We start from the raw sequence: 17,673 nt of genomic DNA, 5'->3' as shown, positions 1-17,673 counted from the left end.
ATCTATGAAAGACATTAAATGGCTCGATCATCTTGACGCTGTTACAGATTTTTCATTCAGTAAAGGTGAACCGGAATGGATGACGACGCTTCGTCAAGAGGCGCTGAAAAAAGCAGATGAACTACCATTGCCCCATATCGAACGTGTAAAATTCCACCGTTGGCCATTGTTTTCAATCAATGAGTTGACTGATCAGACACCTGAATCTGGAAATGTTGCGGCATTTGATGCGATGAAAGACAATCCATTAGTCGTGCAACAAGGCACCTTGACTGTCTTTGAGCAATTATCCGCAGACCTTGCAGAACAAGGAGTGATCTTTACAGATCTATTTACTGCAATGCAAGAATACCCTGAATTAGTCCAAGAATATTACATGACGAAAGCTGTTGAAATGGACGAAGACCAATTGACTGCGCTTCATGCTGCATTCATGAATAGTGGCTTGTTCTTATACGTACCAAAAAACGTGGTCATCAAAGAACCGATCGAATCCCTGTTTATCCAAGAAGGAGCATTTTCGCAACACTTCTTTAAACACGTCTTGATCGTCGCAGATGAACACAGTGAATTCTCTTACTTGGAACGATTCCAAACAACTGGAGAAGAATTACAGAAAGTCTCTGGGAATATCATTGTTGAAGTCATCGCCAAAGCCGGTGCCAAAGTCAAATATGCAGCAGTCGACCAATTAGGCGAAAATGTCACAGCATATATGAACCGTCGTGGTCACATCTTACGGGATGCTTTTGTGGACTGGGCAATCGGAGTGATGAACGATGGGAATATCGTCGCTGATTTTGATTCAGATCTAGTCGGTGAAGGCGGACATGCGGAAGTCAAGATCGTGGCAATCAGTTCAGGAAAACAAACACAAGGAATCGATACCCGAGTGACAAATAAAGCTCCACACACGATCGGACATATCTTGCAACATGGTGTGATCCGCGAACGTGGTACGTTGACATTCAACGGTATTGGACACATCTTGAAAAAAGCCAAAGGTGCAGATGCCCAACAAGAAAGTCGTGTCTTGATGCTTTCAGATAAAGCACGAGGCGATGCCAATCCGATCTTACTGATCGATGAACACGAAGTTACAGCAGGACATGCCGCAAGTGTTGGACGTGTCGATCCGGAAGAAATGTATTATTTGATGAGTCGAGGCTTACGAAAAGAAGAAGCAGAACGTTTAGTCATTCGTGGCTTCTTAGGGTCTGTCTTAACTGCGATCCCAGTTGAAGCGGTGCGCAAAGAACTAGTGGCAGTTATTGAAGGGAAGTTAAATGTATGATTTCTCCAGAAAAAATCCGTCAAGATTTCCCGATCTTATTTCAGGAAGTCAATGACGAACCCCTAGTGTATTTAGACAATGCAGCGACTACGCAAAAACCCAAACAAGTGTTAGCGACTATGACGCATTATTATTCCGCAAACAATGCCAACGTCCATCGAGGCGTGCATACGTTAGCCGAACGAGCAACCCATGATTACGAAGCTGCCAGAGAAAAAGTTCGTCGTTTTTTAAATGCCCAAGAGACCGCTGAGATTATTTTCACACGTGGAACGACCACAAGTTTGAATTGGGTAGCGCAAAGCTATGGCGATGCCTTTGTCAAAGCCGGTGATGAGATCGTGATCTCTTATATGGAGCATCATTCGAACATCATCCCTTGGCAACAGTTGGCAAAACGAACAGGTGCTACTTTGAAATACATCGAATTGACCGAAGAAGGCTTTCTTGATCTAGAACATGCCACTTCGATCATTTCAGAAAAAACCAAAATCGTGTCGGTCGCCCATGCCTCTAATGTATTAGGTGTCATTAATCCGATCCAAGAATTGGCGACGATCGTTCATGAAAAAGGTGGTATTTTGGTGGTGGACGGTGCACAATCTGCTCCACACATCAAAATCGATGTCCAATCACTAGACTGTGATTTCTTTGCTTTTAGCGGACATAAGATGTGCGCAACGACCGGAACAGGTGTATTATATGGAAAACGGAAATGGTTGGAACAAATGGAACCCGTTGAATTCGGTGGAGAAATGATCGACTTTGTGGGCCTACAAGACAGCACATGGAAAGAACTTCCCTGGAAATTCGAAGCAGGTACACCAAACATTGCCGGTGTGATCGCACTCGGCGCTGCCATTGATTATCTTGAATCCATTGGTCTAGCAGGCATTCATCAATATGAAGAAGAACTTGTTGGTTATGTCTTACCAAAACTCCAAGCAATCGAAGGCTTGACGATCTATGGACCAAAAGACCCGACCCAACGTACAGGTGTGATTTCCTTCAACTTAGAGAACCTACATCCCCATGATGTAGCGACTGCCCTTGATATGGAAGGCGTCGCCGTTCGTGCCGGTCATCATTGTGCCCAACCATTATTGAAGTATCTAGGGGTTGCTGCGACAGCTCGTGCTAGCTTTTACATTTATAACACAAAAGCAGATGCCGATCGTTTCGTCCAAGCAATTCTCGCAACAAAGGAGTTTTTCCAACATGGCACTATCTAAATTAGACAATCTTTACCGTCACGTGATCTTGGACCACTCATCACATCCACATCATCGTGGCACGTTGACGGAATCAACGAATAAGATTGAAATGAACAACCCCACCTGTGGGGATGTCATTGAGTTACAAGTCGAAATCAAAGACGGCAAAATCAATAATATCGCCTTTGACGGCAGTGGTTGCTCTATCAGTACAGCCAGTGCCTCAATGATGACCGATGCTGTCATCGGCAAAACAATTGCAGAAGCAGAGCAATTGACGGACGACTTTTTACTACTGGTCCAAGGAAAAGAAGTCGCAGATCTTGAACCACTAGGGGACGCTGCCATGTTAAGTGGTGTCGCAAAATTCCCCGCGCGTATCAAATGCGCAACACTTGCCTGGAAAGCACTAGGCAAAGCAATGGAAGAAGACGGTACTGCAACCGTCCATCATGAGCACAAGGAAAAGGAGTGAGCAAATGGGCGTACCAGAATTAGAAGAATATAAATTTGGCTTCCACGACGACGTGGAACCCGTTTTTAGTACAGGAGAAGGCTTGACCGAAGAAGTCGTTCGGGAAATGTCACGGATCAAAGAAGAACCAGAATGGATGTTGGAGTTCCGTTTGAAATCTCTGGAAGCATTCAACAAAATGCCCATGCAAGACTGGGGACCAGACTTATCTGACATTGATTTCAATGCCATCAAATATTACCAAAAACCAAGTGACCGACCTGCTCGCGATTGGGATGACGTACCAGAAAAAATCAAAGAAACCTTTGAACGAATCGGTATTCCAGAAGCCGAACGTGCTTATTTAGCCGGCGCTTCAGCCCAATACGAATCAGAAGTCGTATACCACAATATGAAAGACGAATTCGAAAAACTCGGCATCGTCTTTACCGATACAGATTCTGCATTGAAAGAGTATCCTGAACTATTCAAAGAATACTTTTCAAAACTCGTGCCACCAACAGATAATAAACTAGCCGCACTAAACTCAGCCGTTTGGTCTGGGGGGACGTTTATCTATGTACCAAAAGGCGTCAAAGTCGATGTCCCATTACAAACCTACTTCCGAATCAACGCCGAAAACACCGGCCAATTCGAACGTACGTTGATCATCGTAGACGAAGGCGCCAGCATCCACTATGTCGAAGGCTGTACTGCACCAACCTATTCAACCAACAGCCTACACGCAGCCATCGTGGAAATCTTTACCCGTAAAGACGGCTACTGCCGCTATACAACGATCCAAAACTGGTCCGACAACGTTTATAACCTCGTAACCAAACGAGCAAAAGCCTACGAAGGCGCAACCGTTGAATGGATCGACGGCAACTTAGGAGCCAAAACAACCATGAAATACCCAAGCGTCTACTTAGACGGACGAGGCGCACGAGGTACCATGCTATCCATCGCATTTGCCGGAGCCAACCAAATCCAAGACACAGGCGCAAAAATGATCCACAACGCACCAAACACTTCAAGCTCGATCGTCTCAAAATCAATTTCAAAAGACGGCGGCGAAGTAAACTACCGAGGCCAAGTCACCTTTGCAAAAGACAGTGCCGGCTCGATCTCTCACATCGAATGCGATACCATCATCATGGACGAATGGTCCAAATCTGATACCATCCCATTCAACGAGATCCACAACAGCCAAGTCTCATTGGAACACGAAGCAAAAGTCTCCAAAATCTCAGAAGAACAACTCTACTACCTCATGAGCCGCGGCTTGACCGAATCCGAAGCCACAGAAATGATCGTCATGGGCTTCGTCGAACCATTCACAAAAGAACTACCGATGGAATATGCGGTAGAGTTGAACCGGTTGATTAGTTATGAGATGGAAGGGTCAGTTGGATAATAACTATTTCATTGCTCGAAACGTTGATATTAAAGCGTTTCGAGCATTTTTTTATTTGCATTTAAATAGTTGGCTACGTTTTTGGCTACGTTTGGAATTATTCGCCCATAAATTTTGCAAATCGGTCACCTGTTTTCTTAATAGATTGTGGTGTGACATGAGCATAGATATTCATGGTAGTTTTAATATCTTTGTGACCTAATCGTTCTTGTACTTCTTTTATCGAAGCACCACTTTCAAACAATAAGCTACAGTGGGTATGCCTAAATCCATGTGGAGTAATTTGAGGCTCCATCGGTGTCTTTTTGTAAATCCAGTCTAACCAATCGTTTACTACTTGGGGGTAGTACAGCTTGTTTGTGTTTGTAGTGAAAAGAAACTGCTTTGGTGAATTCGTGTTATAGCCATATAGGATCATTATTTTAATTCTATTTAATGTCAGATTTAATGGATAATCGTACGACTTTATTTTTTTAATGTCATGTTGTACATATCTTTAGCCATAAAAGGTGAGTTCGTGTTTTCATCAGTTTAGAGCGGAAAAAATAGGAGAGGAAGATTTTAAGAATCCGTAGGGTATCTTTCCGTCAAATGTCTTTTGAATCATAAACCAAGTAATGGCGACAGAGATTAGCCAAGATATTTTAGAAATACCCCATCAATGAATGATAGAGGTAGGGTATGACTAAATAGAATGGATACTACGAATCATGTCATTTGTGTAAAATGTAATAGTAAATGGGAGTTGTAAGTTATTAATAGCATAGGTGGCTTTTTCTACATTACAGATGCTAGTATAACATTTTATTTTTTCAATATATCAAATCCTTTGATAAGTATCCAAAGAATAGGCCATTCTAAATAAGATAGATATGCATCTTATTTAGGAATAGCCCATTTTCTAAATATTTTTTTTTAAGATCTCTTTATAATAAAATTGTGCAAGAAGTTTTGAACGTTCTTTTGACTTATCTATATCAAACTGTGGATACTTTTGGATGAAATCTTTCACTTGTTTGTACTTAGAATTACTATAAATTTCTGTTTTTTCAGTATAATTTAAATTATCAGCTTCATTATTTAATACTTCTTCTAGACAAATTAAGTTACCTATAGATAAAGTTTCTGGAATGTTAGCATCTTCATTAATAATATGTTCAATTGAAGAATCATCCCAAAAAAAATCTCTTTTTGAAATGTTCTGGCTTATTTTATTTAAGACATACTTTGTTAAATTATTACTAGAAACTCTTTCTTTTGTGAAAGTAAGAAGTATAAAATTTTCTTCAAATTCTTCATATTTTGGCAGTTTATCTTCGAAAACGTCATATAAAAATTCCCTAAGAATTTTATTTGTTTGATCCTTACTTGAAGTCTTTCTTAATTCAATCGCTAATTTTGAAAATCTAGACTCATAAATATTAGCAGGTTTTTTTGCAATTGCTGTATATGAAAAAGTAAAGTTCTCGATAAATTGAACTGCATCTTTAAAGCTAGCAGTTGAAATCTTATTACTTTCTTTAATATCAAACAATGCTAACAATGCAATTCTAGTTTGTACTATACCAAAACTATTTTGAAAGGAATTCAAACTTTGAACTAGCCATTTATACTCTTTTCGATTTTGATAATCTTCTAATCTCGGACTTAAAATTTGCACATATTTTTTAGCTGCACTATTTAGGTCACTTATAAATTCCATATAAGTCTTTACATTTTTAGGAGATATTGATGCCTTGAAAGAATCATATAGTTTAACATTAGTTACTTTAGCATATTTAGATATCCAATAGTGTCTATAAAATGTCGCTAGACCTATTGAATTGTCTCTGTTACGTAGCTGATTCTTAGTATCTTCCCACATTTTTTCTGCAAGAGCTACTGACCCGTTTTGATCTCCATGCAATTTTTCAAAAATTACATTTTTTATTAAATCTATGCTAGCTAAATTTTTACCTTTAGCATTTAGTATTTCAAAAATCATATAAGCACTGTCTTTGTCTGGAGTAACTATTGCAATAAGCATAGAAGAAAGCATTTGATCTCTAATTCCAACTAATATTTTCACGTATTCTATTAATTTAAGTTTTGGAAAATCCTTTTTTATTTTTTCTTCAGAAAGAACATAACTAAAATAGTCATAAGTTAACTTAATATTTTCTTCTTCTTCAGTGTTTACATTAGGAGCATTTTCCTTATTTCTAGATTGTATAAAGCAATCAAAATAAGGAGAGGAAGTAGCGCTCACTAAATGACAGATGGGTTCATTGTTATCGTCTACATCTTTAACGTATTTAAAAGTTGCAGATGCTAAGCCTTCTTCTTTTTCTTTTTCCAATTTTTCAGTAATTACTGATAGTAAAATTGTCATAACAGTCAATCTTTGTTGTCCATCAACAACATCAATTTTATGTTCTCTTTGTCTCCCAGAGAACACCATAGTACCAATAAAATATATACTGTTTTCAAGTTCACTACCATTTACAGAAATTCCACTTAAAATATCCTCTAAAAATTTACTATAGAACGGTTTATCCCAAGAATAATCTCTTTGAAAAATGGGAATATTAAAAGTGGGATATGTTTTAAACAACGTTTTTACATCCATATCTTTTGGATCAAAATTCATAATGCCCCTCCTCATTTATAATTACTTCTCTTACATTGTACCAAAAATACTATTTAAATTTTTAGGAAACAATATTTTAAATTATAATCTTTCGATTTCATAATATTGAATCAGTTCAAAAACATCATGTGACGTTATTAAGAAACTACCTTCAAGTTCCATATATCGCCCCAGAGCTTGGTAATCAATGTAGTTTTGTGAATTACTGGGAACCTCACCAAGGTTCCCGGTCTCCTCTACGTAGTAGCGAGCTACATCCTCCATACTCTGTCGCAATCTGGATAATAAATAATATCATCTTTATTTTCTATTAATTCTTCAATATCATTGAACCAGTAATTCAAAAATTCTAAAATGTTGTCATAAAATTCGGTTCTTTCTAGTTCCTCAATTAATGCGTATTTTCGCTAAAAGTTTGATATTAGGGTATATTCACCAAACACAAATGGAATCTCATAATCTTGGATAGCATATTCTTCATACTCATCGTTTAATCCAATTTATTCTTTAATTATATCAAAATCAAAGAGAGTTAATGTGGGATAATAACCAGAAAAATATCTGATGACTGTCCCACTTTTTTTCGTTTTTTTTAATTTAAGGAACGAAAATTTTTTGAACTCATGATAAAGTTGAGCAAGAATGATATCGTTGATGTCAGTTAAATATATGAAATAATGATCATTTTAAAAATGTTAAAAGGTTTATTCTTTTTGTCAAAAAACTAATGCAGAACCTTGTGTATAAGAGTTTAAGCAACTCGTCAAGGAACGTTTGGGAATAAGTCGTTGTTGATGTCGTAATGGGATACTGTTGCGTATCAAGTGAGTATTCTTGGTGACAAGAAGAAAGCCAGTGTAAAAGCATTGGAACGCAAAGAACGTGTGCAAAGTGTGACCAAATGTAAGGTAGCGAACTTGTCGGGACGACAATAGAAAGCTAAGTTGATAAGACTTAGCCTCTCCGTGAAGAGATTTGCTAAGGGATTGGCATTTCACACTGGCGGAAACATCCAAAGAAGTCCTTCGCCGTGAAGGGATTAGAAATAATCTATAAGACAAGAAACGCGTGAGAGTAGCAGAAGGCGGTATATGTTGATACTATTAATAATCAAAATATACCGAATGCTCCTGTGGAATTTGTAGGCTGTCATGCCTGACCACATCTCGTAAAGCTACAATATGCCAGCGGTCGCTCCGACTGGTACGGTATTGTAGAATGTGTGACTGAACAACATTGCAATCGCATGGCGTAGAGAGAGACACTCCGCATAGTTTTTTGGTAAAGGGCGTAAGCCTTTTTCTTTTGCATTTTTTTACATAAGAGCTATCCCAACATTTTGGCTTTTTGTCAATAAGGATGGATGAGTACAATCAATTGAAAACCGGAAGAAGAAGAAAAATTCTATTCCGGATTTTTTTATCTTGTATTTAAAAGAACAAATACAAGGAATTAAACGATTATGATATCAAAACTATATTTTATGATGTTATTAATATATTGTTTGGTACTTCTGATAAACTTTGATAAAGAAATTGTTTTGTATAAGGATGAATAGTGATAAATGTAAAATTTAATGTATCTTATATTTTTAAGTATAGAATCTAGTGCTTATTTTCATTTTAGATTTACACATAAATAGATTGGTATAATCAAATTTTTCGCAATTATCACGATATTACAGAGAAAGTGAATTTTATTATCTATCGTTCTTTTTATTCGATAATATATAAATTAAAATTGAGGCGGTATAGAATGTTTTCAATATACATGAACGGGCAAGACAAAACGAATCAAATAACAGACTGGAGATTATGGAATAAAGGGAATAAATTGATGGTAACTGTGGATTTTCCATCAGGGAAGTCTTTTACAAAACCTTTAGATACATGTAAAATCACCCCTATAAAGGAAATCCAATCAGGACTTTTATCTAGAGAAAAAGATGTTTACCAAACAATAGATCACGCTACTACATATGGTGGGAAATATGTGGTTGTAAACTATCCGAATGATCAAAAAAAATATATTATGAAGTTGGATAATGTAGGTATTATTGAGCGTTCTGATTTAAAAAATGAAAATATATTTTCTTATTTTACTGATATTGTAAAAGAGCGTGTTCGTCTTGCAAGTTCAGACGACCTGCTTATGTATGAAAATATCGAGAGACAATTGAATAAAATTACACCCTATAAAGGAACAGCTTTGCATGCTTATTGTTATGGTAAGAACGAGGTTAGGGAATCTTTGGAGAAATATATTTTCCCGTTTGGAATCAATGAGAGCCAGTTGGAAGCCATTGAAAATGCATTTTCTTCTCAAATTAGTGTGATTGAAGGTCCTCCCGGTACAGGAAAAACGCAAACAATTTTGAATATCATTGCGAATATTTTAATAAATAAAAAATCAGTTGCAATTGTTTCAAATAATAATACAGCTGTTGAAAATGTTTATGAAAAGTTAGCGAAAAAAGATCTGGATTATCTGATTGCAAAATTAGGAAGATCCACAAACAAAGTAGAGTTCTTTGAAGAAATGACAGATGTACCATCTTTTGATTTGAATTCAGAAAGTGTTTCTGTGAAGGAAATTGCGACTATATTAGCAAAAGTAAAAAAAAGTCTAGTTGTACAAAATAAAGTAGCACAGTTGACTGCAGAAATCAGCGAGCTACTTATTGAAAAAAAATACCTTGAAGAATGGCATGAAGAAAATGTACATGTCGATTTAGTTGATGTTCAGAAATACAAATTAAGTCCAGAAAAGAGTTCTGATTTACTTGCTTATATGAATTACCTTTCTCAAAAAAAATTCTCTTTTAAAGAAAGATTTCGTTTATTGCTAGAATTTAGGATCTTTAGAACGAAATTTATCGAAACTTCCTCTGAACGAGTAAATTTTACATACTCCTTACAGTTCTACTATTATGAAAAAATGCTACATGAAAAAGAACAACAATTACAAAAATATAAGAATGAATTGAAAAAAGATCATTTTAAGCAATTATTAGACGATTTAACGAATAAATCAATGCAGTACCTCAAACAACAATTGTCAAAATCAATTCCAATGAGTTCAAATTTTACTATGGATAATTATAGAAAAAATTTCAGTAAATTTATTAAACGATTTCCTATTATTGGAAGTAGTAGCCATTCAATTATCAACTCGATAGCAGAGGGAGCTATATTGGACTATATCATTATTGACGAGGCCTCACAGCAAGATATAGTTCCGGGAATTTTAAGTTTAGGCTGTGCAAAAAATATTATCGTTGTGGGGGATCGCAAGCAACTTCCGCATATTCCTGCAAAAACGGAGATTGTTTGCCCAGCACAATATTATGATTGTAGTAAATATAGTTTACTAGATTCATTTATTCAATTGTTTAAGGAAGAAGTTCCTATAACCTTATTGAAAGAACATTATCGTTGTCATCCTAAGGTTATCCAGTTCTGTAATCAACAATTTTATAATAATCAATTAATTCCCATGACGGTAGATAAGGGAGAAGCTTCGATTTCGCTGATTATTACTTCAAAAGGAAATCACACACGTAATTTTGCTAATTTGCGAGAAATTGAATCTTTAGTGGAGATTGGTTGGTCTGATGAAAAAGATATAGGATTTATTACTCCCTATAACGACCAAGTTGATTTAGCTGGAAAATATTTACCAACTGAGTTTGCCAGAGCAACTATCCATAAATTTCAGGGTAGAGAATGTAAAGAAGTTATTTTTTCAACAGTACTAGACAAGAAAATAAAGAATCAGAAATTTATAGAATTTGTCGAGGATCCCCACTTGGTGAATGTGGCTGTTTCAAGGGCAATAAATAAGTTTACTTTAGTTACTGGAAATGAGGTGTTTACAAGCAATAATAGTAGCTTGGCAGCTTTAATTAGATATATGAAGTACTATGCCTCTGATGAATATTTCTATGAAAGTCCAGTAATTTCAGCATTTGATTTATTGTATAACGAATACGATCGTTCTCTAGAGAAATTAAATAACCGATTGAATTTAAAAGATTCAAATTTTAAGTCTGAGCAAATAATGGCTGCTATATTAAGGGATTTACTTAAAGAAAGTGAATTTACTTCTTTGATACCTCATAGACAGATTAATTTGAGTCAACTTGTTTCGATTAAAAACAACACCTTTACTGAAAGAGAAATAGAATTTATGAATCAAAAAGCGAGTTGTGATTTTGTACTTTACTATAAGGTTGGTAAATATCCGATAGGTGTGATTGAAGTTGATGGTGAGAAGCATGATAATCAAGTTCAGCGAGAACGTGATACACTTAAAAATAATATTTTAGAAAAAGCTGGTATTTCTTTGCTTAGATTGAAGACAATCGAGGGGAATATTGAGAGAAAAACAAGAATATTTTTAAAGGAATGTATGATTAATAGTAGCGTTCAGAATAATGAATAAATTTATTCTAAGAGGAAATAGCTAAGAAAAGATTTTTCCTCTTTATTTTAACAAAATTTTTAAATCGATTTTCAGAAATGATTAAAAAAGTATAAATCTTAAATTTTTAGAGTAAGAATAATAAAGATAATAAGAGGAAATTATTACAACATAGGATTATGAAGATTAAAGCAAAGCTATTTTGTTTTGTAGAATTGCTTTTATAGTAACGATTATGAGGCTAAACATACATTTTATGATGGTTTTACTATACAAGATTATTTCTCTGATAATCTATCATATAGAATGGTTATTATGCAAAGTTTCGAAACGAGGAAATAAACTTTTTAGAATGAACTTATGTAAATTTGAATTTAAGTAGTTTCCAATTAGTTTGGAAATAAATGGCTTGCTACTTATTTATAGAATAAATGAGAAAGATGGGGATGTATATGCCAGATTCTATTAATTTACCAAACTTTTATCATGACAGTGAAATTTTAAATAATGTTGATTTACCTGAAGAAGACCAATCTTTACAAATCCAAAGAACTTTAAAAGAAACAGAAAAAATCCAAAAATCTGTTTCTTCTTTGGAAGATAGTGAAGAAAAAAGAAAAAGGATAAAACCATCTACTTTTCAAAAAGAACAGTGAGAAATGCTGAAGCGAAAAGAGTACTTTGAAGGTATAGTACTCTCTTTTTTTTTACTATTACAGTTGAGTATCAGCTTGTCATAAAAAAAGAGCAAAATCCTGACGAAAGTTCTTATAAATGAGGACTTGCTGCAGTTGTTTTATGAAATAAATCAAATAATAGATGGATGAAACAACCAATGATGTAATAGAAAAAATCGGCTGTTACTCATTCCTTTTTGTTATGCACCAATAAAGAAAGCGTTGACATTTACGCAAAACACATTTATCATTAATTATATATCATCAATAAAAAGAAGAACCCATTTGATACGCGGCAGTATTAAATGCGAGTATGTTACTGCAATGCAGGCAGAACTCAAAAAAGATTTTAAGGCACAAGCCCTTAAATCTTTTTTGAGTTCTTTTTTTTAGGAAAGGAGAATAGGGCAAGTGAAAATAATACAGATAATCAACAACAATGTGGCATTGATCAAGAAGGGCGGACATGAGGTCTTTATTGTTTCCAAGGGCATCGGCTTTCGAAAGAAAAAAGGTCAACAGGTTTCAGAAGATGACATCGAAAAAATGTATATTTTGGATTCTTATGAAATGTTGGAGCATTTTAGCTACTTACTTTCAAAGTCGGATTCAAATGACATTCTTTTGATTAGTCGGATCATTGAAAATGCAGAGGGGAAACTTGGCATCAAAGTGAGTGATTATTTAACCCTAACATTACTGGATCATTTAGAGTTTCTTTTAGAACGGGCTGAAAAGAACCAGTTTATTGCAAGTCCGTTGATTTGGGATATTCGCCGGTTTTATCCTCGTCATTTTGATCTCGCACTGGAGAGTCTTGAGATGATCGAGAAAGAAAAAAATCTAAGTATTCCTAATGATGAAGCGGCTTCTATCGCTTTGCATTTCATCAACTTTTGGGACAATAAGAAATCTGATCGGTTACTGGAAATGCAAACATTGAGTGATATTGTCTCTATTATTGAAAAACACTATACATTTAAAATCGATGAATCTTCGACGAACTTTATGAGGTTTTCAACACATCTGCAATACTTTATCCAAAGGATCATCAAAAGTGAGTTGGCACAGTCAGAAGGAAGTATTTCTTTATTGTATCAACAAATCAGTCAGTTATATCCGGAGGCTTTCAAAGCGGTCCAAAAAATAAAAATTTATATCAAGCATCAATTTAAAGCAGATCTTTCCATGAATGAAGAAACGTATTTGATGATGCACATCAATCGATTAACAGAAAGGATTGAAAAAACAGATGAAATATGAAAAGTTAAATAAAGCAATTATTGAATTGGTTGGCGGAAAAGAAAATATTGTAGCTGCGGCCCATTGTGTCACACGTTTACGTTTGACGTTAAATAATCGCAACTTAGCGAAAACAGAAGAAATCAAAGAATTAGATGGTGTGATTGACGTTGTGTCTAATGATGTGGCATATCAGGTCATTATTGGTACACATGTCACTGAAGTCTACAATGATTTCATGTCATTGACAGGCTTAGGGGGTGGGAGTGAGTCTACTTCTGAGAAAGAAAAATTATCATGGAAGAAAATCCCTACAGCGGTGTTATCGGTGGTTTCTGAATCGATGACTTCAATTATCGAAGTGTTGATTGCGGCGGGGATGATTGCGGGAATTTTGAGTTTGCTTTCTTTGACGGGAATCGTTTCGGCAGAAAGTCCAACGTATCAAATTTTTCAAACATTACAGACGTCGATTTTTACTTTCTTACCAATCTTTTTTGCCTTTTCATCGGCTAGAAGATTGAATGTCAATCCGTATGTCGCAACTGTGTTAGCTACGACTGTGATGTCTTCAAATATCACTGGTGCGGAGGGACTAAGTTTGTTTGGCTATCAATTACCTGTGATTGATTATTCCCATACATTCATTCCAATTTTATTAGCAATCGCCTTGTTGAAATTTGTGACTACTCAGTTAGAAAAAGTAGTGCCGAAAGCGATTCAGCTGTTTTTTGTTCCAGCTGTTTCCTTGATGATCGTATTGCCCGTTCTCTTAACCGTTTTTGGTCCGGTGGGTATGTGGATCGGTTCTGGCATTTCTTGGGTCTTTACGATGTTGTCTGAAAACATTGGCTATTGGATCGTAGTGATGCTTTATGCAGCTTTCCAACCGTTCTTGATCGTCTTAGGGGCTGCGAATTTCTTATTCCCGATCGGATTGACTTTCTTTGCTGAACTAGGCTACGATCCTGTGATTACTGGAGCAGCCACCATTTCGGATATTGCCGTTGCTGGAGCGATGATTGGTTATTTCTTGAAGACGAAAAAAGAGAAAGAGAAAGCGACATTTGGAACGATTGGTTTTTCAGCGGTCATGGGAATCACAGAACCAGCTATTTTTGGGGTCTTCTTAAAATATCGCCGACCATTTATTGCGGTAATCGTTGGTGGTGGGATTGGCGGTTTGATTGCAGGATTAGCTGGGGTCAAAGCGTGGACCATGGCATGGGGGTTGGCAGGATTGCCCGCTTTCTTAATTGGTGGAACAGCAAACTTTGTTTGGATGATCATTTCATGTGTCACAGCATTTCTCCTAGCTGGAGCTGTTGCTTATGGGCTTGGGATGCCACAAGAAGATAAAGCAACTGAAAAAGAAAAATCGCTGACGAAAGCTGGTCAAATCGCACTGGAAAATGTTAGTTCAGGTGAAATCATTCAGTTGAGTCAAGTTTCAGATAGTGCATTTTCTTCAGGCGCTTTGGGTAAGGGTTTTGCAGTGATTCCAGATGAAGAAAATGGTGGAATTTTTGCACCCATCGCAGGAGAAGTAACTGTTGTTTTCCCCACAAAACATGCGTATGGAATCAAGACAGCAGATGGGGTTGAAGTGTTGATCCATGTGGGGGTTGATACAGTCAACCTTGATGGAAAAGGATTTACTAGTTATGTAAAAGTCGGCGATCAGGTAAAGACTGGAGATGTGTTGGCAACAGTTGATTTTTCTGCCATCCAAGCAGCTGGTTTTGATCCAACAGTGATGGTTGTTGTCACGAATAGTGCAGACTTTTTGGATGTGGTTCCGTTGGATGATGACAATACAAATCAAGTGTTAGCAGTGATTATTTAGGAGGCGTAAGAAGGATGAGAACAGATTTTTTATGGGGCGGTAGTATCGCTGCCCATCAAAGTGAAGGTGGATGGAATCAAGGTGGTAAAGGAATTTCCAATATGGATCTAGTCACGAAAGGAACCCGGGACACTCCACGAGAAATCCACAAAGAACTGAAAGAAGGATTCATTTATCCTTCTCATACGGGGATTGATTTTTATCATCGCTACAAAGAGGATATCAAACTATTTGCGGAAATGGGTTTTACAGCACTAAGGATCTCAATCGATTGGACACGGATTTTTCCAAACGGTGATGATCCAGAACCAAATGAACAAGGCTTGAACTTTTATGAAGAAGTAGTAGACACTTTACTTGCACATGGTATTGAGCCAATCATCACATTCTTTCATTTTGAATTACCAGCTAACTTGATTGTAAAATACCATGGTTGGACGAGTCGCAAACTAGTTACTTTATTTGAAAAGTATGCTGAAACATTGTTTGAACGTCTGAATGGTAAAGTGAGTTATTGGGCGACATTCAATGAAATCAATCATTTAGACCCAAACTCGAAAGCGGCAGAATTTTTTACGTACTACATTTCTGGTCTTAAATTTGAAGAGCTCGAAAATCCGAAACAAGCGATCGCACAAATTGCGTACAATACGGCACTTGCTAGCGCGAAAGTCGTTAAGTTGGGACATCAAATCAATCCCGAGTTCAAAATTGGGTGTGTCTTCGGTATCAATCCGCAATATCCGGAAACTTGTAAACCAGAAACGATGTTAAACAACTTGTTGGAAAACGAAAAAGAATTGTATCAAATGGATGTGATGTGTCGTGGCAAATTTCCACAATACAAATTGAAGGAATTTTCAGCACAAGGCATCATGATCGAGCAACAAGAAACGGATGCGAAAGATTTTCAACAAGGAACGATCGACTATATTGGTTTGAATTATTATATGTCCAGTGTCACTCCGAATGAACAAAAAGAGAATGAAGCGTTCTTTGGAGGCATCCAAAATCCGTATCTGGAACTTTCTGACTGGGGCTGGGCCATAGATTCTGTTGGCTTACGCTATACAATGAACTGGTTGTACAGAAGATACCAATTGCCGCTAATGATCACTGAAAACGGGTTAGGCGCTGAAGATGTGTTAGAACCTGGGAATATCATTAATGATGATTACCGTATCGATTATCTTAACCTCCACATTTCAGAAATGAAAAAGGCAATCACCGAAGATTATGTCGAATGTCTTGGTTATCTCTCTTGGGGACCAATCGACCTAGTCAGTGCCTCAACAGGGGAGATGTCGAAACGGTATGGATTCATTTATGTTGACTTGGATGATGAAGGAAAGGGCAGTGGCAACAGATACAAAAAGAAATCGTTTGACTGGTATAAAAGAGTGATTGAAACTAACGGAATAGCATGATAAAAAGCAAGAACCCCAAAAATTGGAAGAACAATTTTTGGGGTTCTTATCTTTTTTATAGAGGAATTGTTTCTAAGATATTAAGCTTTAAGCATTAACTAAAAAATATATTAAAAAAAGCAATAAAAACGACCAATACAGGAATCGTCCATGGAAAGTCATACGTTTTATCAAGGATTTTGTTTGACGAATGATTGATCATTCTTAAGATGACCTCAATCAGAAAATAACCTAGAATCATTCCTAGTACATTTGAAATTAAATCGTCAATGTCTGTTGCTCTAGCTACCGTAAATAGTTGGCTTATTTCAATCAGCAATGAGGTACCAAATCCAAGTAAAAGAGAATAACTGAATTTTCTATACTTGTTGCTAATTAACGGACACAAGAACCCGATGGGTATAAAGCAAAGAATATTAAGAATATAACCTGGGTTTATTCCATCTATAAAAGGGATAAGATTGATATTTGGGTTGAAAATACTCTCGCCGAATCCACTGATCCTATTCAACTCACGAAGCGTAGGAACACCGAACACATTGAAGAATGTGAAACTCATATAATAAAATAGTAAAAGTGCTGATAGAATGCTTATCAATTTAGAGGGATTTTTATTTTCTCTAGTGAGCCAGAATAAAAAACTTGCCACAATAAGCAGACCTACCAAGAATACAGGTTTTAAAGTCAAGATATCTATGATAGATTCCCAGAATCCGATTTGTTGTATCATCTTTTTGGCCTTCTTTCCTTAAGTGAATGATTATTTAGTCTGTATAATCATCTCATAGAAGGAAACTCTAGCCATCAGCCTGTAGACTTATTTTAGGAGTGATATGAGTGTGCTGATAAACTGGTAAATGATACAAGATGAAGCCGGTTGGTACTAAATGATAATTATGATACGTGGAAACGATTGATAAAAAATGAATAACTAGCAAAGTACAGTCCTAAATACTTATTGAATGCCAGTATCTTAGGGCTGTTTTCGTGTGCGTATAAGACTGAAAGTGTTCGTATACGACGTAGATGATTCTTATCCAAACGATTTTAA

Annotated in this window: 11 protein-coding genes and 3 pseudogenes; 9 read left to right on the top strand and 5 right to left on the bottom strand. The window is 36.3% G+C overall.

Annotated features, from left to right (window positions below; translation table 11 throughout):
* Nucleotides 1-4: 4 nt before the first annotated feature.
* From sufD to sufB, 4 genes are read left to right on the top strand one after another with little or no spacing between them, the layout of a single operon-like run.
* Nucleotides 5-1,294 carry a Fe-S cluster assembly protein SufD gene (gene sufD / locus IGJ00_RS12510; protein WP_019724375.1) on the top strand — a complete coding sequence of 430 codons (1,290 nt, stop codon included), beginning with the start codon at nucleotides 5-7 and terminating at the stop codon, nucleotides 1,292-1,294.
* Nucleotides 1,291-2,526 carry a cysteine desulfurase gene (locus IGJ00_RS12505; protein ID WP_438844490.1) on the top strand — a complete coding sequence of 412 codons (1,236 nt, stop codon included), beginning with the start codon at nucleotides 1,291-1,293 and terminating at the stop codon, nucleotides 2,524-2,526. Before sufD ends, IGJ00_RS12505 begins: the two co-directional genes overlap by 4 nt.
* Entirely contained in the window at nucleotides 2,513-2,983 is a 471-nt protein-coding gene (sufU, locus tag IGJ00_RS12500) for a Fe-S cluster assembly sulfur transfer protein SufU (protein WP_071866912.1), read from the top strand. The genes IGJ00_RS12505 and sufU overlap by 14 nt, the downstream gene beginning before the upstream one ends.
* 4 nt (nucleotides 2,984-2,987) lie before the next feature.
* Nucleotides 2,988-4,379, top strand: a complete 1,392-nt coding sequence (gene sufB / locus IGJ00_RS12495) for a Fe-S cluster assembly protein SufB (protein ID WP_019723680.1) — start codon at nucleotides 2,988-2,990, stop codon at nucleotides 4,377-4,379.
* A 97-nt stretch (nucleotides 4,380-4,476) separates the two neighbouring features.
* On the opposite strand, the pseudogene IGJ00_RS12490 reads toward sufB, so the two are convergent.
* The 4 genes and pseudogenes from IGJ00_RS12490 to IGJ00_RS12475 all read right to left on the bottom strand — a co-directional run.
* A pseudogene (locus IGJ00_RS12490) lies at nucleotides 4,477-4,809 on the bottom strand (tyrosine-type recombinase/integrase); the annotation flags it as partial.
* A 126-nt stretch (nucleotides 4,810-4,935) separates the two neighbouring features.
* Nucleotides 4,936-5,196, bottom strand: a pseudogene (locus tag IGJ00_RS12485) (TcpE family conjugal transfer membrane protein); the annotation flags it as partial.
* An 84-nt stretch (nucleotides 5,197-5,280) separates the two neighbouring features.
* Nucleotides 5,281-7,008, bottom strand: coding sequence for a DUF262 domain-containing protein (locus IGJ00_RS12480; protein ID WP_438844489.1), 1,728 nt, complete (start codon nucleotides 7,006-7,008; stop codon nucleotides 5,281-5,283).
* Between the two features lie 81 nt (nucleotides 7,009-7,089).
* Nucleotides 7,090-7,508, bottom strand: a pseudogene (locus IGJ00_RS12475) (antirestriction protein ArdA); the annotation flags it as partial.
* 1,255 nt (nucleotides 7,509-8,763) lie between these two features.
* On the opposite strand from IGJ00_RS12475, the gene IGJ00_RS12470 reads away from it, so the two are divergent.
* From IGJ00_RS12470 to IGJ00_RS12450, 5 genes are all read left to right on the top strand, one after another.
* Entirely contained in the window at nucleotides 8,764-11,451 is a 2,688-nt protein-coding gene (locus tag IGJ00_RS12470) for an AAA domain-containing protein (protein ID WP_438844488.1), read from the top strand.
* Between the two features lie 431 nt (nucleotides 11,452-11,882).
* Nucleotides 11,883-12,086: a hypothetical protein gene (locus IGJ00_RS12465; protein WP_195514193.1), complete on the top strand. Its 204-nt coding sequence runs from the start codon at nucleotides 11,883-11,885 to the stop codon at nucleotides 12,084-12,086.
* A gap of 432 nt (nucleotides 12,087-12,518) precedes the next feature.
* Nucleotides 12,519-13,370, top strand: coding sequence for a PRD domain-containing protein (locus IGJ00_RS12460; RefSeq protein WP_438844487.1), 852 nt, complete (start codon nucleotides 12,519-12,521; stop codon nucleotides 13,368-13,370).
* Complete coding sequence (locus IGJ00_RS12455; RefSeq protein ID WP_438844486.1) at nucleotides 13,360-15,195, top strand: beta-glucoside-specific PTS transporter subunit IIABC; 1,836 nt, start codon at nucleotides 13,360-13,362, stop codon at nucleotides 15,193-15,195. Before IGJ00_RS12460 ends, IGJ00_RS12455 begins: the two co-directional genes overlap by 11 nt.
* A gap of 14 nt (nucleotides 15,196-15,209) precedes the next feature.
* A complete protein-coding gene (locus tag IGJ00_RS12450) occupies nucleotides 15,210-16,622 on the top strand; it encodes a family 1 glycosylhydrolase (protein WP_438844485.1) in 1,413 nt (470 codons plus the stop codon).
* Between the two features lie 94 nt (nucleotides 16,623-16,716).
* Here IGJ00_RS12450 and IGJ00_RS12445 read toward each other — a convergent pair whose 3' ends face one another.
* Nucleotides 16,717-17,352, bottom strand: a complete 636-nt coding sequence (locus tag IGJ00_RS12445; protein WP_438844484.1) for a VanZ family protein — start codon at nucleotides 17,350-17,352, stop codon at nucleotides 16,717-16,719.
* Nucleotides 17,353-17,673 lie beyond the last annotated feature (321 nt).

The organism is Enterococcus sp. AZ062 (assembly GCF_051715065.1).
In the GTDB taxonomy this organism is placed as follows: domain Bacteria; phylum Bacillota; class Bacilli; order Lactobacillales; family Enterococcaceae; genus Enterococcus_B; species Enterococcus_B mundtii.
This window is presented reverse-complemented; position numbering and strand designations above follow the sequence as displayed.